At 46.5% G+C, this 20,170-nt stretch carries 17 protein-coding genes; 8 read left to right on the top strand and 9 right to left on the bottom strand.

Annotation, left to right across the window (positions count from 1 at the left end; all coding sequences use genetic code 11):
* Window positions 1–44 precede the first annotated feature (44 nt).
* Entirely contained in the window at window positions 45–3,785 is a 3,741-nt protein-coding gene (locus tag WHS38_00085; protein MEJ5299369.1) for a translocation/assembly module TamB domain-containing protein, read from the bottom strand.
* A gap of 116 nt (window positions 3,786–3,901) precedes the next feature.
* Here WHS38_00085 and WHS38_00080 point away from each other — a divergent pair, with 116 nt between their 5' ends.
* Both WHS38_00080 and WHS38_00075 read left to right on the top strand, forming a co-directional pair.
* Window positions 3,902–4,909 (top strand): zinc-dependent alcohol dehydrogenase family protein, encoded by a 1,008-nt coding sequence (locus tag WHS38_00080; protein MEJ5299368.1) that lies wholly within the window; start codon window positions 3,902–3,904, stop codon window positions 4,907–4,909.
* A gap of 30 nt (window positions 4,910–4,939) precedes the next feature.
* Window positions 4,940–5,254 carry a BON domain-containing protein gene (locus WHS38_00075; GenBank protein MEJ5299367.1) on the top strand — a complete coding sequence of 105 codons (315 nt, stop codon included), beginning with the start codon at window positions 4,940–4,942 and terminating at the stop codon, window positions 5,252–5,254.
* A gap of 47 nt (window positions 5,255–5,301) precedes the next feature.
* Here WHS38_00075 and WHS38_00070 read toward each other — a convergent pair whose 3' ends face one another.
* The 5 genes from WHS38_00070 to rplM all read right to left on the bottom strand — a co-directional run bounded on the left by WHS38_00070 (window position 5,302) and on the right by rplM (window position 9,321).
* On the bottom strand, window positions 5,302–6,498 hold the full coding sequence (locus tag WHS38_00070) for a pyridoxal phosphate-dependent aminotransferase (protein ID MEJ5299366.1): 1,197 nt from the start codon (window positions 6,496–6,498) through the stop codon (window positions 5,302–5,304).
* A complete protein-coding gene (truA, locus tag WHS38_00065) occupies window positions 6,443–7,285 on the bottom strand; it encodes a tRNA pseudouridine(38-40) synthase TruA (protein MEJ5299365.1) in 843 nt (280 codons plus the stop codon). Before truA ends, WHS38_00070 begins: the two co-directional genes overlap by 56 nt.
* A gap of 9 nt (window positions 7,286–7,294) precedes the next feature.
* Window positions 7,295–8,350 (bottom strand): N-acetyl-gamma-glutamyl-phosphate reductase, encoded by a 1,056-nt coding sequence (gene argC, locus WHS38_00060; GenBank protein MEJ5299364.1) that lies wholly within the window; start codon window positions 8,348–8,350, stop codon window positions 7,295–7,297.
* Window positions 8,351–8,432: 82 nt separating this feature from the next.
* Window positions 8,433–8,828, bottom strand: a complete 396-nt coding sequence (gene rpsI / locus WHS38_00055; GenBank protein ID MEJ5299363.1) for a 30S ribosomal protein S9 — start codon at window positions 8,826–8,828, stop codon at window positions 8,433–8,435.
* 64 nt (window positions 8,829–8,892) lie between these two features.
* Entirely contained in the window at window positions 8,893–9,321 is a 429-nt protein-coding gene (gene rplM / locus WHS38_00050; protein ID MEJ5299362.1) for a 50S ribosomal protein L13, read from the bottom strand.
* A 407-nt stretch (window positions 9,322–9,728) separates the two neighbouring features.
* On the opposite strand from rplM, the gene WHS38_00045 reads away from it, so the two are divergent.
* From WHS38_00045 to WHS38_00020, 6 genes are all read left to right on the top strand, one after another.
* Complete coding sequence (locus WHS38_00045; protein ID MEJ5299361.1) at window positions 9,729–11,288, top strand: class I SAM-dependent DNA methyltransferase; 1,560 nt, start codon at window positions 9,729–9,731, stop codon at window positions 11,286–11,288.
* A complete protein-coding gene (locus tag WHS38_00040; GenBank protein MEJ5299360.1) occupies window positions 11,275–12,636 on the top strand; it encodes a helix-turn-helix domain-containing protein in 1,362 nt (453 codons plus the stop codon). Before WHS38_00045 ends, WHS38_00040 begins: the two co-directional genes overlap by 14 nt.
* Window positions 12,637–12,785: 149 nt before the next feature.
* Entirely contained in the window at window positions 12,786–13,484 is a 699-nt protein-coding gene (locus tag WHS38_00035) for a restriction endonuclease subunit S (protein MEJ5299359.1), read from the top strand.
* A complete protein-coding gene (locus WHS38_00030) occupies window positions 13,471–14,142 on the top strand; it encodes a transposase (GenBank protein ID MEJ5299358.1) in 672 nt (223 codons plus the stop codon). The genes WHS38_00035 and WHS38_00030 overlap by 14 nt, the downstream gene beginning before the upstream one ends.
* Window positions 14,143–14,167: 25 nt before the next feature.
* Window positions 14,168–17,059 (top strand): HsdR family type I site-specific deoxyribonuclease, encoded by a 2,892-nt coding sequence (locus tag WHS38_00025; GenBank protein MEJ5299357.1) that lies wholly within the window; start codon window positions 14,168–14,170, stop codon window positions 17,057–17,059.
* The gene (locus WHS38_00020) at window positions 17,056–17,364 is read left to right on the top strand and encodes a M48 family metallopeptidase (protein ID MEJ5299356.1); all 309 of its coding nucleotides are present in this window, start codon (window positions 17,056–17,058) and stop codon (window positions 17,362–17,364) included. The genes WHS38_00025 and WHS38_00020 overlap by 4 nt, the downstream gene beginning before the upstream one ends.
* A 148-nt stretch (window positions 17,365–17,512) precedes the next feature.
* Here the strand turns inward: WHS38_00020 and WHS38_00015 are convergent, their stop codons facing one another.
* The 3 genes from WHS38_00015 to WHS38_00005 form a co-directional block, all read right to left on the bottom strand.
* The gene (locus WHS38_00015; protein MEJ5299355.1) at window positions 17,513–18,085 is read right to left on the bottom strand and encodes a hypothetical protein; all 573 of its coding nucleotides are present in this window, start codon (window positions 18,083–18,085) and stop codon (window positions 17,513–17,515) included.
* Entirely contained in the window at window positions 18,082–18,636 is a 555-nt protein-coding gene (xrtH, locus tag WHS38_00010) for an exosortase H (GenBank protein ID MEJ5299354.1), read from the bottom strand. Before xrtH ends, WHS38_00015 begins: the two co-directional genes overlap by 4 nt.
* Window positions 18,637–18,856: 220 nt before the next feature.
* On the bottom strand, window positions 18,857–20,170 hold a 1,314-nt coding region (locus tag WHS38_00005; protein ID MEJ5299353.1), incomplete at its 5' end, for an SBBP repeat-containing protein.

Below are 20,170 nucleotides of genomic sequence, written 5' to 3'. Positions count from 1 at the left end.
AATTTTAATCTCCTTCTTATTTTCGATTTGATTTAATCACAGTTTCATTTTCCAAAATCATACCGCCACAACACATCCACTCCACTTCGATTCTGGCTCCCTATCTGACTCTGAATAGACATGTGACGGTTTAGTCTGTATTCCACCTTGAAATTTTCTCCCCCGCTAGATCTCAAATCCTTTTCATAAGTCACATAAAAATCGGGGGTAACGTATTTGCCTATTTCTATAACACTACTCTGCCCCGAATCGCTTCCTCTCATTTGAACCACATCCGGCGTAAAAGGTGTATCACCGATGGATTTCTTCAAGATTCTGGAAGCCTGCGATCCAAGGAAAGCAGCCGCCTGAGTCTCAAGAGTAAGACCTTCGCCACCTGTAAGACCCGTCGCAGGTCTATTGAAAAGCAAATAGGACACCATGTCAATTCGATCAAGAGGAGGATCGCTCGTCATAACTACTTCAGGTTCAGAACCTTTACCTATAACTTTAACCGTGATTTCAATGTCTCCAACCTTTTTGTTTCCTACAAGAAAAAGATCTGGATCAGGCGATCCCTTAAAAAGGGCATATCCTTCTGAAAATTCGACCTTTGCATCGCCAAATTCAAACCATCCCCTTCGATGCTCAATCTTCCCTTCAAGTCCCACTTTACCTCCGAGATTTTTTACAACCCATAACTTACCAACCACTTCATCATGAAGACCTAATCCCACTACTTTAGCTCTAGCTTCCGAAAGATCAAGAAAGAGCTTAAGTCCAAAGTCCAAGGTCGTTCCACCTTGAAGCCCGGAAGAAGATCTATCGGAAGCACTGACTACATCAATATTTTTTTTAAGGGTATCTTTTAACAAACCAAGATCCATAGAGGCTTCAGCAATCTTAAAGTTTCCTTCCACAAAAGGATGGCCTTGAACAATAGTCAAAACAGCCTGTCCTGATCCTCGTCCCGTAATTCCATAAAATCTTGGAACCACCACATCTTTGCACACTCCAGAAATCGTAAGCTGCTGCCAGTTACTGTATGGTATAACCCCCTGTAGAAAAGCTTCACCGCCAAAGCCCTTGGTTGTTAACTTTACAATGTTTATTCCTTGAGGCTCAAATTTGAACAGACCATCTATGTTCGAAAGAACATAGCCCTTTTTAAGCTCTATTTCGCCTTCACGAATAACCCCTTCTCCTTCAACCTTAGGATTTGCAATTGTCCCCGAAAACCTAGCGTGAAGACTAAATGCTCCCTGCACTCGCTCTGCATGTAAAAACCATAAAACCACATGAGCAAAGTTCATCTCTGATAGATCGACCACGCCCGAGATGGGTTTGTTTTTCGGAACAGAAAAACTAAACGGATGAAGGCTTAACTGCACAGGAATTGTTCCCTGTATCTGTAAAGGCTTGCTAACTTCTGGAGATTCCACCAGAATCTTACCAGACATAGTGCCTCGGTCCAATCTGGATTCAACTACAAATCGATTCCAGCTAAAACGACTGTGAGTTCCCTTCTCCCATAAGAGACTTCCAGGCTTAACTCCAATAGACGCTAAAAGTGCAGGTCTTTCAAGCGATCCATCGATCAAGAGTTCCCCACCGATTTGACCGCCTGAAAGTTTTATACCTTTGGAAGCCAAAAATTGTTCAAAGATAGCCAGGTTATCCGCTTTAACTCTACCTTTTATGTTCCCGGATTTAGAAATATTAAGGGAGCCGTTGATAACCTGATCAGCTTTACTAATCTTGAAACTCTCAATGCTAACCCCTTCACTGTCCGTGAAAGTCCCGCGCATGTTCAGCGTAAGACTCTCAAGCCCAGGAAAGGTAAATTTAGAATCGGCAACAGAAAATAACGGACGTTTCCAAATATTTTCAATATGAGCGACAAAGTTTCCGGAGTAAGCGCCATCCCCCGATTTAACATTTCCAGAGACCCTGGCGTTAGATTTCTCCTGGAAAATCGTTAATAACCCACTAAAGAATCTATTATTACCTTGCTTTTGAATCTTATCGAATATAACCTGCCCGTTATGATCGACAACGTAAATCACATTGCCAATATCAATCCCCTGACATCGGGATGTTGTGGCAGATCGACATGATTGAATTCGTCCCCTGGATTCATAAGCCAAACGCTTTACTATAAAACTACCAACACGCCCATCTGTTAAAACGCTTTTTAACTGAAAACCAACATAATCTATAGAACCACTGAACGTCCCATTAAATTCAACTAATCCCGAGACACTGGAAGAAATCCCTAGCAAAGGAGCCCATTCCGAAAGACGATCAGTTTTGCCTTGCACCAAAAGAGCGACAGTATCTTTTGAAAGATTCCCTTCTGCAAGAAATGTTGTCCCAGGCGATACAAAAATCACCTTACCAGACGTTCGAATAGATCTTATGTCACGACATAAAAGATCTCCACAACGAACATTCAGTATGCCTGAACTCCTGTTGATCGGGATCTCATTTTTTGCCAGAAAAGCATTTAACGACCTGGTTTGATAACCATTTCCAAAATTTTCGCCCTGATTTGCTATAATCTTCCATTCAAGCAGGGCTTTAAGCCCATGATCCCTCTGAAGATCCGCTCTAGCGACCAGTTCACCGAAAGATCCCACAATGTCTATTTTTTCCAATTCCAAGGATCTGTCACTAAATTTCCATTTTATAACCCCACGATTGATAAAAACAAAAGTTGACGGACCTGCGCCAATTTCAGAAGAGTCCAGAGAAATATCACCATATCCAGCAATATCCTTACCAGAAGCCACTTCCAGACTGGTCGTAAATCTACCCTTTAAGGCAAAATAAGATGTCTCAAAAGAAGAACTCAGGCTAAAGTTGGCTCTGTTATCAATACGAAGTCTTTCTCCCAATTTAATCGCCAGAACACCGTTGATTTGTCCGGCTTTAGAATCACGAACATTATAGTCCATTTCGATGGATGAAGGCGTTATCGTAACTTCTCCATCGTAAGATGTAGTTCCAAGGTATCTAACAAAAGGAGTTGTTACGGCCGAGATGGTGGAAAGAGTAAGATCCTGAATTGAAAATCTAAAAAAACCTCGTTTTGTTATAAGGTCCCAATAACCCGATCCTACTAAGACGCCCCAATGTTTAGAAAAAGCGGAAAAGCTCCGAAGAATAATGCCGTCCTTTGAAACTGTAACAACCCCGCTCCATCTCAAGGTTTCAAGAAGAGGTTTTTCTGCGAAAAAACTACCATCGGAAACCTTTACCTGGATTTTATTTTCGCCCGGAGAAACAGCAATTTTCGCTCTGGTCGAAACATCCTTCAGCGAAGCCACAACAACGCCATCCTTGATAGCCACAATTCGCCCATTTTCTATCTCAACATCAGGAGAAGGGAAATTAATCAAGGGCTTTTTCTCAGATGTAGTTTTTCCGGAACCTTCCGGGAAATTAACAATTCTTCCTGCCTCGTCCAATTCCCCCACAACTAAAGGTTTATCGATCAACACCTTCCTGGGAACAATGAAAGGCTTCTTAAAAGACAATTCATAAGAAAAAGTTACTTTTCGGGCAGAAACTACCTGCTTGCCATGGGCATATACTACCAAGGAAGTAATCTGAGCTTCAGAAAAGGGAAGCCATTTAACTAGTTTGAAATCCACATACCAGCCTGTTTGCTCGGTTGCAAACTTAACGATGCGCTTTGCCAGATATTCCTGAAATGGTCCCCACTGGATAACTAATATCCCTAAAAAAATAAGAGTTATTAAAATTCCGGCAGCGATGGAAAAAGCCTTCTTAACATTGCCCATATGACACCTTCCCTGCTATAAAGTATGTGGATTTTTATTTAGATTATGGCTAAAAATATAGCAAATTCACATCAAAGTAAAAACATATCAATGTTTAAACAAGAGAGGAAAAGAGCATGAAAGCAATGGTTTTGAAAAAGTGCGCCCCTGTTGAGAATCATCCTCTCGAGCTCGAAGAAATACCGGATCCACTACCTGGAGAAGGAGAAATTAGAATCAAAGTTGAAGCCTGCGGAATTTGCCGCACCGATCTTCACATCATCGAAGGCGAGCTACCGCCTCTTCCACATCCGGTAATACCGGGTCATCAAATAGTCGGGACGGTTGACATGATTGGGCGAGGAGTTAAACTTTTTCGAGAGGGAGACAGAGTTGGTATCGCATGGCTAAGGCACACTTGCGGAGCATGCCAATTCTGCAAAAATGACAGAGAAAACCTCTGTGAACATCAGCGCTTTACCGGTTATCACGAACCGGGTGGATTTGCTGAGTATGCCGTCGTATCAGAAACATTTGCCTATCCAATACCGTCCGTATTCAAATCGACAGAAGCAACGCCTCTTCTCTGCGCTGGCATAATAGGCTATCGAGCGCTCAAACGGAGTGGATGTCGCCCTGGCGATACTATCGCTCTCTACGGATTTGGTTCCTCTGCTCACATTCTCATCCAAATCCTGCTTCACTGGAATTGCAAGGTTTTCGTCGTATCCAGAGGAGCAAAGCATCAGGAGCTAGCTCGTTCTATGGGCGCTCACTGGGTTGGAACATCTCCCGAAGAAATGCCAGAAAAAGTGGACTCTGCAATTATTTTCGCTCCAGCCGGAGAAATTGTTCCTCAGGCTCTAGCCCATCTTAAAAAAGGCGGCACATTAGCTCTTGCAGGAATCTACATGACGCCTATCCCTTCCCTCGATTATGAACGTCATCTTTTCTACGAAAAAAACGTCCATAGCGTCACAGCAAACACCAGAATGGATGGGCACGAACTTCTGCAACTTGCTGCCGAAATTCCAATCAAACCTCACATAACAACCTTTCCACTGGAACAAGCTAATGAAGCCTTGATAATGTTAAAAAGAGATGCTATTCAGGGAACAGGTGTGTTGATTTTTGAAAAAGGATAATCCTATAAACTCCTAAAGAGGAGACCGATTATGGCCAGGGAAAAACTATTTCGATTTTTGTTAATACTCATTCTGATTCAGCTTCTAATTTCGTGCACAACCCCTGCAGGTAGAACGCCCGGCGAAGTGGTAGATGATACCAATATTACAGCAACCATCAAAAGAAAGTTATTTGAAGATCCCTATCTAAGCGGTTTTGCTATATCTGTAACTACATTCAAGGGAGAGGTAACTTTGACGGGAGCTGTGGATAACCAGTTTGAAAAGGACCGAGCGAAGGCTATTGCGGAATCAATTGTGGGAGTGAGAAAAGTCAACAATTTACTAGAGATAAAAAAGTATTAGTGGGACTTGGTAAACTCGGGGCTCTTTCACAGAGCCCCACGAGTAGTTTATCTAAGTGCTTCCAGAGCTGTCTTAAGACGGTTACATCCTTCTTCAAGATCCTTCATTGACAAAGCATAGGAAAGCCTAATGCATCGATCGTCTCCGAACTCTATTCCCGGCACTACAGCAATATGAGCTTTATCCATAAGATAATTTGCCATGCTCGCAGAATCTTTTATCTTTCCATCCTCGAAACTCCTTCCATAAAAAGCACTTACATCCGGGAAAATATAAAAGGCACCCTGAGGCTCAACAAAACGCACTCCAGAAATAGCTTTAAGCCGTTCCATAACATAACCACATCGAGATTCGAAAGACTTAACCATGACTTTTACATCGCTCTGATCACCTAACAGCGCCGCCAGAGAAGCCCATTGAGCAATTGAGCATGGATTGCTTGTGGATTGACTCTGGATGTTGGACGCAGCCTTGATAAGCTCTTTACTTCCTATGGCAAAGCCGATTCGCCATCCAGTCATTGCATAAGTTTTGCTGACTCCATGAATTATAACAGTTCGCTCCTTAAGGGACGGTTCCACCATCACTATGTTTGTCCATTTGTTGCCATTAAAAAGAATGTGAGAATAAATATCATCAGAAATAATCCACAAGTCGGGATAATCCAGCAAAACTTTTGCAAGAGCCCTGAGTTCATCCTCGCTGTAGTGAACTCCCGTAGGGTTTGAAGGGCTGTTTATAATCAATGCCTTTGTCTTTTCCGTTATAGATTTCCTTAGAAGTTCAGGTGTGATTTTATATTTGTCATCGAAAGAGGTGTAAGCTATCGAAGGAACTCCACCTGCAAGAACAACCATATCCGGATAAGACACCCAGTAGGGTGCCGGGATAAGAACTTCATCTCCCGGATCAAGAATAGCCTGAAAGACGTTATAAAGAGCGTGCTTGCCTCCACAACTTATAAGCACATTGGAAGGACTGTAACGTAGCCCGTAATTGTTCTCAACCCAGAGGCACACAGCTTCTTTCAGGGCTTCCATTCCACTCGCCGGCGTGTAACGACTCTGATTACGCACAACAGCCTGAATAGCCATTTGCTTCACATTAAGGGGCGTATTAAAATCAGGCTCTCCCACAGCAAAACTTATGACCTTAATTCCTTTCTTTCTTAATTCCTGCGCCTTAGCATTAATACTCAGCGTAGCCGAAGGGCGTATTTCCGATACTCTCTTTGCCAGTTTCATTTTCTCCTTCCCCTTCTGGTATTTCTTTTTCGTTATCGTAATAAACTCTTACCAGGTAAAGTCCATGAGCGGGGGCTGTAATTCCAGCAAGGTTTCTATCTCTTCCCTCAAGAATTGCCGGCATATCATGACAGGATTTTTTGCCCACGCCTACTTCTATAACTGTTCCAACAATAATCCTAACCATATGACGAAGAAAACCATTGCCCGAAAACGAAAAAACTATCAGACCATTCTGGTTAACGGTAAAGGAGGCTTGATAAAGCGTCCGAATGGAAGATTTGACCGATGACCGAGCTGCTCTAAAGGATGAAAAATCATGTTCCCCCTCCAGATATGAAAGAGCGATCTTCATGCCATCGAAATTTAGATTATAAGGCACATGCCAGGCATACTTACGCCATAGTGCGGAAGGAAGAGGACGATTTAGAACGCAATACTTATAGACTTTTCGTTTTGCACTGTAGCGAGCATGGAAAGAAGCATCTACTTCTTCGGCATCCTTTACTACGATATCCTCAGGAAGCAGACTGTTTAGAGCACGTTGAATATCAACAGGCTGAAGTCGTGTTTTAGCATAAAAGTTAATCACCTGCCCGTGGGCATGAACTCCTGCATCCGTCCTTCCCGCCGCTCGCACATGCACTTCTTTTCCTAAAATCGTCGCAAGACAGGATTCCACCACTTCTTGAACAGTTAAAACTCCCTTTTGTCTCTGCCACCCATGGTAACCACTGCCATCATATTCAAGCACAAGCTTAAAATTTCTTTCCTGGTAATGACTCATAGCAAGGGTTTATGGTTGCCACGGTGCATATTGAAGTCCCATGGTTTCGGGAAATCCGACCATAATGTTCATATTGCACACAGCCTGGCCTGAGGCTCCACGGGTCAAATTATCAATTGCGGAAACGACAATGAGTCTTCCGGTTCTCCTATCAAGGCGCCAACCTATATCACAGTAGTTACTGCCTCTCACCTGCAAAGTGGAAGGTAATTCTTCATCAGAGCCAAAAAGTCTTACAAAAGCTTCATCTCGATAGAAAGTTCGAAAAGCTTCTTCTATATTCTTTTCCCCAACGCCATCTCGTGGTCGAACATAAACCGTGCTCAGGATCCCTCGAGACATAGGAACCAGATGGGGTGTAAAGGATATCTGGATTTGGGTCTTTGCAATTAGGCTTAGCTCCTGTTCTATTTCAGGAATGTGGCGATGCACTCCCCCGACCTTATAAGCCTTAAAAGACTCATTTACTTCGCAAAAATGCGTGCCAAGCGAAAGTCCTCTTCCAGCACCGGTAACACCCGATTTAGAATCAGCGATTATAGAATCGGTTTCGATAAGACCATACTTAAGAAGAGGTGCCACAGCAAGTATAATGCTTGTAGGATAACAGCCCGGATTTGCTACAAGATTGGCTCTTTTAATTGCGCCTCGGTAAAGCTCTGGAAGACCATACACCGCCTGATCAAGTAACTCTGGACTTTTATGCTGGCCATACCATTCTTGATAGAGTTCTTTACTTCGCAAACGGTAATCTGCGCTGAGATCTACAACTTTTAAACCACGCTTTAGAAGATCCGGCACCACATCCATGGAAGCACCATGAGGAAGAGCGGCAAAGGCAAAATCGGCCTCTTCAGCAATTCGATCCACATCCACAGGCGAATAGTATATATCCGCCATGCCTTTAAAAGCCGGATAATGACTGGAAAGCAGTGTTCCTTCCTGAGTCCTTGATGAAACAAAAGTTATTTTTACTCGAGGATGACTCACCAAAATTCTTACCAGCTCAAACCCCGTGTAACCGGACGCGCCCAATATCGCCACTCTAACTTCTTGCCCGCTCATTTAAATCCTCACCGAAATAAAAAGGCACCTTAGAGGCGCCTTGTTAACGGAAATTCTAGAACAGTAACTTCGAAGAACCAAATTATCGTTTGGAGTACTGACAGGCCCTTCTCGCCCCTCGAAGTCCGTATTTCTTCCTTTCCTTTGCTCTAGCATCTCTGGTGAGCAGTCCATGTTTCTTAAGAATATCCCTAAGCTCTGGGTTATATTCCACGAGAGCTTTAGCGATACCATGCCTGAGAGCGCCAGCCTGGCCCATATAACCGCCGCCGGATACAGTAGCATAGACATCTACCTTGCCGTATGTCCCGGTCAACATTAAAGGCTGACAGATGAGAGCCCTTTGAGTATCCAGCTTTACAAATTGATCAAGCGGTTCATAATTAACTGTGATCTTACCATCTCCCGGAAATATCCACACTCTAGCAACAGAACTTTTACGTCTTCCCGCTGCATAAAATCTTTTTTGTTCCACCATATCCCACTTTCTCCTTATCTTTTAATACCATCCTGAGCTAAGCAAAAATTCAGAACTCAGATCATTAAAAAGACATCATTTGGGGCTGTTGAGCCTCGTGAGGATGCTTCGACCCCACATAGATTTTCAGCTTTTTGAGAAGCTTACGTCCCAGACGATTTTTGGGAAGCATCCCTTTGACGGCATAATAAATAAGTCGCTCAGGATGTTCCTGAAGCATCTTTCTGGCTGTAGTTTCCTTAAGACCACCCATATAACCACTGTGCCTGCGATAAATCTTCTGATCCCACTTTTTCCCTGTAAGGCGGATTTTCTCGGCGTTGATTACCACAACAAAATCCCCATTGTCCACATGGGGAGTGAAGGTCGGCAAGTGTTTGCCTCTCAAACGCACTGCAATCTGGCTAGCAAGACGTCCCAGCACCTGCCCCGTTGCATCTACCAGAATCCATCGGCGACCATTTGGATCAAATTTAGCACTCTCTGTTTTCATCTTTCCCTCTCTCCAGCTAACAGCTATTATATCCCTGTTGCTTTCAAAGCAACTGCGTTACATTAATCCAGGAATAAAGAACCTTGGAGCAATTGCTTATAAGAAATGAAACCAGTTTTGTCAAGCATTTGCGACAAGCAGTTAAAAAACGACTCAATATGTAATTCGCCAGATAAATGTAGGGGCGACGCATGCGTCGCCTTGCAACTTGTGAGCCTGTTGCCAGAACAACCCCGTATGGAAAAAATTTTCGAACAGCCTCAACATTTGCGGAGGATATTCAAAAAATATCTTAGGGACAATTTATAAAAACTTAGATCAGATCATACCTGATGGACGTCGCTAGATATAAGAATTTTATCTCGGAACTTATTTTATCCCAGCAAAGCATGTTCAGGAGGTTTTAGATGCTGGATATTCAAACATTAGAAACCTGGCTCTGGGATGCCGCCTGCGTCATTCGTGGGCCGGTTGATGCACCTAAATTCAAGGATTATATTCTGCCCCTAGTCTTTCTCAAGCGCCTTTCGGATGTCTTCGAGGATGAAATAGAAAATCTGAGCAAAGAAATGGGAGGGCGTTCAGTAACGGAAAAACTCGTCGAGCAGGATCACAAGCTGGTTCGTTTTTACATTCCTCCCGAAGCTCGCTGGTCAACAATTTCTCGCATAACCTCGGGCATTGGACAGCATCTCACCGACGCAGTTCGTGCCGTTTCGCGCGAAAACCCAAAGCTCCATGGAGTCATTGATACCGTAGATTTCAACGCCACTACAGCAGGTCAGCGAATTCTGGACGACGAACCCCTTGCTGCACTTGTGCAAACTTTAAGTCGCCACAGACTGGGGCTAAACGATGTCGAACCCGACATTCTCGGACGTGCCTATGAATATCTGCTCCGCAAGTTCGCCGAAGGTCAGGGCCAAAGCGCCGGTGAGTTCTATACTCCACGAGAGGTTGCGATACTCATGGCGCGTATCCTTGAGCCTCAGCCCGGTATGGAAGTCTATGACCCTTGCTGTGGATCAGGAGGCCTTCTTATCAAGTGTCATCTCCGCCTATTAGAAACTCACGGTGAACAGAAAAATGGACGTCTGCAGTTACCACGGGACGTCAAGCCCCTACACATCTACGGTCAAGAGATCAATCCAGCGACATTCGCCATCGCCCGGATGAATGCCGTCATACACGACATGGAAGCAGACATTAGCCCTGGTGACACTATGCGGCGACCCGCTTTTTTAGACCCCGATGGTCGGCTCCGCCAATTCGACATTGTAACAGCTAATCCCATGTGGAACCAGGATTTTAAGGATGCCAGCATCTACCAGCATGATCCCTTTGAGCGCTTCGGCTACGGGGCACCACCAGCTTCAAGCGCTGACTGGGGCTGGCTTCAACACATGCTCGCATCCCTTAAAGACGGCGGAAGAATGGCTGTCGTCCTTGACACGGGTGCTGTCAGCCGAGGGAGCGGAAACCAGGGCTCCAACCGTGAGCGCGATATCCGAAAGGCTTTTGTAGAAGCCGACCTGATCGAAGCTGTCATTCTTCTGCCCGAAAATCTATTTTACAACACTACCGCACCGGGCATAATCCTTGTGATAAACCGCCGCAAGCGCCATATTGGCGAAATTTTGCTCATCAATGGATCCAGGCTCTTCACCAAGGGACGTCCCAAAAACTATCTGGCTGATGAACATGTGGAAACAATCGATCGTCTCTACAAGGAATGGAAAGCAGAGGAGGGACTCTCTGCGATAATTACCCGTGAAGAAGCCGCACGGAACGACTACAATCTCTCGCCCAGTCGTTATGTAACTTTGAACGACAAAGAAGAAGTGCTACCTCTGGAGGAAGCGATGGTGCTTTTGAAAGAAGCCGAGGAGGAGCGCGCTCGAGCCGATCAGCAGCTCAATGAAGTGTTGCAAATGCTCAACCTGGGAGGGATCAATGTCAGTGTTTAATCAAACAGAGGGGCAGAGGCTGGAATTCAAACGTGAGTGGACCGATCGCGCACTGGAAGACCTGGCGGCTTTTGCCAACACAGACGGTGGCACTTTGCTGATCGGTATTCGCGATGATAGGGAGATAGTTGGCGTTAAAGCCGATGATCGAGAACTCCAGCGCATCGCAAATCTTATTGTATCTCACTTAGGCATCACACCGACGATCGATGTTATCAACATAGAAGGGTGCCCGGTGATCAAGATCACTGTGCAACCCGCAGCGCACCTGGTCGCCTATGGTGGTCGTTATTTCCGACGAGTAGGATCTACCAACCGAGATTTTGCCCCAGAGGAGCTAGCCCGCCACATCCTGGCGCGCTCCGGTCATACCTGGGACGGGCTGCTCAGTGAATGGAGTGCAGACGAAGTTGATTCGGAAGCCATCGCCCATTTCGCCAGCCTTGCTCGTAACCGCCTGCCTCACATTGATCCCACCCAACCGGAACTCCTGCTGGAAAACCTTGGTTTGGTTAAGGAAGGGAAACTCAAAAACGCAGGGATTTTGCTGTTTGCCAGATACCCGCAGCGTATATTTCCACTGGCGCAAATTAGAATAGGTATTTTCAGGGGAAATCAAATCCTGGACAGTCATGATTTTCAGGGCACTCTGTGGAAGCAACTGGACGGAGCGATGGAACGCTTCCGCCAGGTGCTGAAGGTCCGTTTTGACATTCGAGTAGAAGAACTTTCACTTGAAGGGTTACAGCGCCGCGAAATTTGGGAATACCCGCTGGAAGCCCTGCGCGAAGCGGTAGTGAACGCGCTCATCCACCGCGATTACACCTATCCGGCTGACATCCAGATTCGGCTGGAAGAAGACCGCCTGGAAATATGGAACCCGGGCGAACTGCCGCCCCCGCTGACTCCGCAGGCACTCTACGGTCCGCATGCCTCCGTGCTTCGCAATCCGCTGATCGCCCAGGCTTTCTACTTTGCTGGAGTCATCGAGCGCTGGGGAAGCGGCACAACACGCATCGTGGATCTTTGCCGGGCACAGGATTTGCCGCAACCGGAGTTTACTAACTGGCAAGGCGGCGTGCGAGTGATTTTCTTCAAAGACCCATACACGCCGGAACGGCTACGGAAGATGGGGCTTAATGAGCGGCAGATCAAGGCTGTGATGTATGTCAAAGAGCGCGGTAGTATCACGAACCAGGAATACCAGGCACTTGCGGGAATTAGCAAGCGCACCGCATCGGATGATCTAACCGATCTCGTCCAGAAGGGCATTTTGATCAAAACAGGCGGTCAGAGGGGGCGTGGGACTGCCTATAGGGCACAAATTGGGCAAATTGGGCAAAAATAGGGCACGAATTGGGCAAAAAGGTTATATTAACATACACAATTTCGGATATATCAGGACCATACGGAAATTTAAGGGACGTAAAGTTCCGGTGACGCAAGCGATAGGCACAATTGCCGCAAATTTAGCGAATATGGCAGGAGGCAAACAGCATGTCTGAGATTCAACATGCAAACCACTTAAGCGGCGTAGAATTCCCCGCAGGCTACCACATGACCGAACTTGGTCCTTTGCCGGAAGATTGGCAGGTGGTGAGGTTGGGGGAGGTAGTAACTTTACGAGTAGGCACCGTTTTACCAACAGAAGCAGGCAATGCAAAGTATATTGGATTAGAACATCTTGATTCCGGGGATATTTTCATCCGAAGACACGGGTTCGCCACTGAAATCAAAAGTGCTAAAGCGGTTTTCAAGCCAGGCGATATTCTTTACGGTAAACTCCGCCCTTACTTGGACAAAGCGGCTATTGCTAAATGGGAAGGCATTTGCTCAACAGATATTTTGGTCTTGGTAGGTAAACCTGACATTATTGATAACTACTTTCTCGCCTATCTGATGCACTCCAATCATATTTTGTTACATGCCATAGCCACAACCACAGGGGTCAATCACCCACGCACATCTTGGAAAGCGCTCAGTCAGGCTGTTATCCCCCTCCCTCCCCTCCCCGAACAGCAGGAAATTGCCCGCATTCTCCAATCAGTTGATGAAAAAATTCGCGCTGAAGAAGCCCGCAAACAGGCCCTGGAGGGCTTGTTTCGGTCGCTGTTACATAACCTTATGACGGCAAAAATCCGCCTGCCGCATGAGTTTGTGCAACAATTTGCCGGAGAAGATCATGCCGCTGTATGACCCTCAACACCATCATCGCCAGTCCATCCGACTAAAAAACTACGATTACACCCAACCGGGCGCGTATTTCATCACTCTGTGCACGTATGAACGAGCACAGTTGTTTGGTTATGTAGACAATGGGGCAATGGTGTTGAATGCGTTGGGGGAAATTGCCCGCCAGTGCTGGTTGGCCATCCCCAACCATTTCCCGCACACGGAATTGGACGAATTCGTCATTATGCCCAATCATGTGCACGGCATCATCTGGATCGTGGGTGACGTAGGGGCACGGCATGCCGTGCCCCTACAATCGGCCGTGCGGAAAACCATGGAACAATTCGGTCAACCGGTGCTGGGTTCCATCCCTACCATCGTCCGGTCGTTCAAATCCGCCGTTACACACCGCATCAACCAATACCGTGGGACGCCTGGTGCACTCGTCTGGCAACGCAATTATTACGAACACATCATCCGCACCGAACGGGTTTTGAACGCTATCCGCCAGTACATCCGCGACAACCCCCTGCGATGGCACATGGACCGTTATAACCCGGACGCTACCGATCACGATCCTCTGGCGCGTGAGATCTGGCGCATGATGACCAATCGGCGGACGCCTAGCAAAAATATACTCTATGGAACCGCACAGCCCTGTGCCACTACAAACCCCAATTGAGCCATTTAGAAGAGGATGAGAAACCATGACCATTTTCAGTGAACGCCACACCGTTCAGAACCCCTTCCTCCGCTACGCCCAGGAGGCGGGATGGAAATATCTACCACCCGAGGAGGCAAAGCGTCTCCGGCGTGGTGAGACTGGTTTGGTTCTCCATGAAGTCCTTGTCCGGCAATTACAAGCCCTCAACCCCGGCGTGGTGGATTTACAGCGAGCGGATGATGTGGCGAACAGAGTGATTCGTGTCCGCCCGAACATCGAAGGAAATCTGGAGACATGGGAATTCCTCAAGGGGCTTAAGACCGTATTCATCCCTGAAGAAAGGCGGGAACGAAATGTGCGCCTGCTGGATCCGTTGGGCATCGATGCCAACTCCTTCCATGTGAGCGACGAAGTGCCTTTCCAGAGCGGAACCCGCCGCATCCGATTCGACCTTGTTTTCTTCGTGAACGGAATCCCTGTCCTCGTAGTGGAAACCAAGTCTTCGAAACGCATCGATGGAATGATTCGAGCGCTTGAACAGATCCGCCGCTATCACGAGGATGGACCCGAATTCATGGCTCTGGCTCAGCTTTATGCACTAACGCACCTGGTTCAATTCCTGTATGCCGCCACATGGAACCTATCACACAAGAACATCCTGAACTGGCGAGACGAACTGGCAGGAGATTTTGAAACACTGGTTAAGACCTTCATCGCACCTTCTCGAACAATCAGACTACTTACGGAATTCATTCTCTTTGTTCGACGAGACGGAGAACTTTCCAAAGTGGTTCTGAGACCCCATCAGATGCGAGCTGTGGAGCGAGTCATACAGCGCGCTAGAGACCCCAAAAAGCGCCGTGGCCTTGTATGGCATACCCAGGGATCGGGAAAAACTTACACCATGATCACTGTGGCTCGTCGGTTGATACAGGATCCTGCCTTTGCAAACCCAACAGTTATAATGCTTGTTGATCGAAATGAACTGGAGCAGCAACTTTTTTCCAATCTCCAGGCGGTGGGGTTCGCTCACGCCGAAATCGCCGACAGCAGGAAACACCTTCTTGAACTTCTTCGATCAGACCGCCGCGGGCTTATCGTTTCAACGATTCAGAAATTCAAGGACATACCGGCAAACATCTGCTCTCGAACCAATGTTTTCGTTCTCGTGGATGAGGCGCACAGATCCACAGGGGCTGACCTCGGTAACTACCTTATGGGCGCTCTTCCCAAAGCAACCTACATCGGCTTCACGGGCACACCAATCGACCGAACAGCTTATGGTAAAGGGACATTCAAAGTCTTCGGTGTTGATGACCCCCCACATGGCTACCTTGATCGCTATTCAATTCGCGACTCTATTCAGGATGGCACCACGGTACCGCTTCACTACGCACTGGCGCCGAATGAACTCAAGGTTGACCGGGATGTACTGGAGCGAGAATTTCTGAATCTTGTTGAACTTGAGGGTGTGAGCGATGTTGAGGATATAAACCGCGTGCTGGAACGAGCCGTTACGCTCAAAAACATGCTAAAAAGCTCCGAGCGCATGGAGCGAATCGCAGCCTTCGTGGCAAAACACTTCAAGGAAAAGATCGAACCAATGGGCTATAAAGGATTCCTCGTGGCGGTGGATCGAGAAGCTTGCTGTCGATATAAGATTTTATTGGATCAGCACTTACCTGCTGACTACTCAAGGGTTGTTATCAGCGCCGGAGCCGAGGACCCTCCCGAACTACGTGCTTTTCACCTCAGCGAAGATGAAGAGCGCCGCATACGGGAAGGGTTCCGCAAGGCTGACCAGCTTCCAAAAATCCTGATTGTCACCGAAAAACTTCTCACCGGGTTCGATGCTCCCATACTCTACTGCATGTATCTTGATAAGCCCATGCGAGATCATGTTCTGCTTCAGGCAATCGCTCGAGTTAATCGCCCCTACGAAGACGAAAACGGCCGAAGGAAGCCAGGGGGATTTGTTCTGGATTTTGTGGGCATATTCGATAACCTGGAGAAAGCTTTGGCTTTCGATTCAAAAGAAATTGAAGGCGTGGTTGAAGGTCTGGATATTCTCAAGGAACGCTTTGAACGGCTTATAAATCAGGGACGCCAGAGTTATCTCAACATCGTTCGCGGCATCACAGGTGACAAGGCTGTGGAAGCCGTCCTGGAGTATTTCCGTGATCCAGAAAGGCGCGACGAATTCTATCGGTATTTTCGGGAAGTTCAGGAAATCTATGAAATTCTATCTCCCGACGAGTTCCTGAGACCATTTCTTGATGACTACCGAGCCTTGAGCGAAATCTATCAGGTTCTACGGTCAAGCTATGAAGGACGTCCTGTTGCCTCTATAGACTTTCTCAAGAAAACAGCGAAACTCGTTCAGAAACACACTCAGGGCTCTCTGGTACGCGAACCAGAAGCAATCTACGGAATTACATCTGAAACCCTTGAACGGCTCGCCATGGAAGACTCACCCGACACGGTCAAGATTTTCAATTTAATTAAAGCCATACGACAGATCATCGAGCGGCAGGGAGCTGAACAGCCCTATCTCATTTCCATTGGCGAGCTGGCTGAAGCGATCGTGCGAGAGTTCGAGGAGCGACAGATCACAACGCAGGAAGCCCTCCGCCAGCTTGTGGAGGGTCCCGTTCGCGAACTCAGGGAGGCTGAAGCAGAGCAAAAAGCAACCGGACTTTCCACGCAGGAATTTACGATTTACTGGTTGTTCAGGCGTGAGAAGATAACCGATGCTAAAGAGGCGGCACGCCGGATTGCTGATGCTCTTGAACGCTTTCCTCACCGGCAATCAAGCGAGCAGCATGAACGTGAAGTTCGTAAGGAAATTTACAAAGTTCTTCTGAATGCCGGGGTGGATAATCCTGTGCCGGTGGCTGAAAAACTGCTAGTTCTAATGCGAGGTTTTGGAGAATGAATCGAAACGGTCAGGATTGGCAGCCTTTAGAACATGAGGTTCCCGTTGAACTTTTCAAAGCCGAAGTCCAGGAGTGGGCAAAACGGATTGGCGTTGAAGTTAGAGAAATCCACGTTCGAAGGATGAAGAGGAAATGGGCGAGCTATTCATCTAAAGGCAGGCTAACGTTCGACCTGGAGTTGCTGAAACAACCTGCTAAGTTCCGCGCCGAGGTGATCGTTCATGAACTGCTGCACGCCAAAGTGCCAAACCATGGTCCACTGTTTCGGACACTGCTTAAAGCTTATCTGGAACACTATCGATAAGTCTTTAGTCTAATTTGGTGGTACGTTCTGGTCGATTACCTTCGCAGACGGAGATTGATTTACCGTAAAGCAAAACTAACATCATGACGGATTAACGCCACAAATCGACAGCGCTCACAATGTTCTCCCGTGAAAGGAAAAAATGCTTCTAAGCTTTATTAGCGACCCGCTCTTTACTGTATCTTAGAAATAAGTAGATACCGATAAGATACGGCTCGAACCTGATTACCATGTTGTCCGTAAAACCCCATAAAAACTGGTAAAAGATTAGAGAACGCATATTTTCAAATTCGTATCCTCGCATGATAAAGGCATTGGTTAGTTCATTAGCCTCGAGAGAAAACACGTAAAGAAGATGGGCAGAAAAAAGAAGCATAAGAGCTTCTCCATAAGCCCTCAATTTTTTCCTTAATATAGGATAAAGTATTACCATTATGGACAAGGTCAACGGCACATTGAAGGTATAAAAGGATGTCTTCACGGGAATACCTATAAGAATGTTTTCCCTATGCCGTAGCGGTTTAAAGATCACCTCTATAACATCGCCTTTTCGAACCTTATATTCATATTTCACATCCTTTATTCCTGTAACAATCTTCGACGCCAGGGCTACTGTCGCCATACCATAATAGTCCTTTACTTGAAACCAGCTTATCAAAAACAGGAAGTAAGAACCCAGGAATATCAACGTCTTTTTTGCCAATCCTCTGGGAAATTTCATGCTTTCTCAGACCTTTTCTCTTCATTTATCCAGCTCAAATACAGGAAAAAAACACCTAACGATACAGCAATCATCATACCCTGGGCTACGTATATATGAATATATTCAAAAAATTCCCTGAAATGTATACCCGTATAAGCAAGACCTACAATCCTCAATATATTTACAATCTGTATAACCAAAAATCCCAGAAAAATCCCGTATAATCTGTTTCGCCATGATGATGGAAAGGCAATCACGGATACCGTATATATTAAGACTGCCTCCAAGCCGTTACAACCAAATCTTATGTCTAAAGAGATGCCAGGAAGATGTATTATCGAGCCATCCCGAATAGAGGCAATGTCAACAAGGTTAAGAACTTCTGTTGTGAGGAAAACAACACCTTTTGTATAAAGACCGTTAAGATCCACAATTCTCTGAATTGGCGTCAAACCTATAAGTAGAAAAAAGCTTCCCATAAGCAAGATGTAAGTGACAAGAAACCGCTTGAGATTAATATGAGACTTTTTAGAAGAAGTGCCAACTTTTGATTCTTTTTTTGTGCCCATCGAGATTATGCTTCTTTCTATTACTTAACTTATCCCGCTTCATTACCATCTTTTTACTTATCAATCTTTTAAATTTTCTTTCAATCTTTTCTTTGCCGAGGAAAGCTGGAAATCAGAAAAGCTCCCCTGAAAAGAACAACCAGCCATCTATTTCCCTTTCATTTGCAATAAAGCTTGAGAATAGGGCAGACGTTGGAAAGTCTGCCCTTCAATGTATCAGCTAAATGCCTTTTCTTCTCAGGTAATAAACAGATCCAAGACCCGCAATCACCATAAATACCATCATGCCCCATTCAGTCATCGTAGGCACTACCACCGCCCCCTGAGACTGGTTAAAGGTGGCGGTTATACTGGAGTTCTGGGTTATCGTGAAACTGCAGGTCCCTGTGCCACTGCAACCCGAAGCAGAACCCGTCCCGTTAGACCACCCTGCAAAGGTTGAACCCGAAGATGGTGTTGCACTCAAGGTTATGGAAGTCCCATGAGAGGCCGTGCAGGTTCCCGTATTCCCCGTCCAGCTTAAAGTACACCCCGTCGCCGTAACATCACCGCTTCCACTTCCAGACTTCGTCACCGTCAGTGTGTAAGCGCTTACAGCAAAGTTTGCCACCACCGTGCAGGCTGAGGTCACAGGATTTGTCGTGTAAATGTTACCATTGAGACTACCACCACAGCTCCCTCCTACAGACTGAAGCGTATAACCCACATTCGCCGTTATCGTGCATGTGGAGCTTGAACCGTGATTAACCGGATTCGGATCGCACGAGACACTACCACCTCCAGATGGATTTGCCGAAGTCGTGATGGTGTATTGATTGAGTGTGAATCTTGCGGTTGCTTCTTTTGAGCCATCAAGATTACTGAATGTGCATGTCGCCGCTGTTGTGCCATTTCCTGACGTCGTTCCTGAGCAACTCGTCCATGCCACCGTTGAGCCCGTTGAGGCCGATGCTGTGAGCGTTACGGTTGTGCCATGGTCAAAACCCGCACTTCCTGAACTGTTAGCCGGGTAGTTAAAGCTTATCCCTGATGGATTCGAGCTTATACTCCCGCTCCCATTGCCACTTGCACTGGCTGTGACCTGATACTGGTTCAATGTAAAGGTCGCTGTTACCCCTGAGTTCTCCGTTATCGTGAAACTGCAGGTCCCCGTGCCTGAGCAACCTACCGCTGACCCCGTCCCGTTAGACCAGCCTGCAAAGGTTGAACCCGAAGAAGGAGAGGCACTTAAAGTTATGGATGTCCCAGAAGCCGCCGTGCAGGTTCCTGTATTTCCCGTCCAGCTTAAAGTGCAACCCGTCGCCGTCACAGTGCCACTTCCTGCGCCCGATTTGGTCACCGTAAGGGTGTATTGTGCAAGTGGTGAAGAAAGATTGGCATCCAGCTTCGAGACAAAGACGTCCAAACCACTAGAGCTTTTATCGTAAGCATCTGTTGTGGTGGGATAGTCGGATGACCCTGTATATCCCGTCACATAGACATTCCCATTACTGTCAAGGGCGATGGAATGGCCCCTCTCACCACTATCTCCCCC

The organism is Thermodesulforhabdaceae bacterium (genome assembly GCA_037482015.1).
GTDB lineage: Bacteria > Desulfobacterota > Syntrophobacteria > Syntrophobacterales > Thermodesulforhabdaceae > JAOACS01.
Note: the sequence above shows the minus strand (reverse complement) of the source record. Positions and strands in the feature narration are given on the sequence as shown.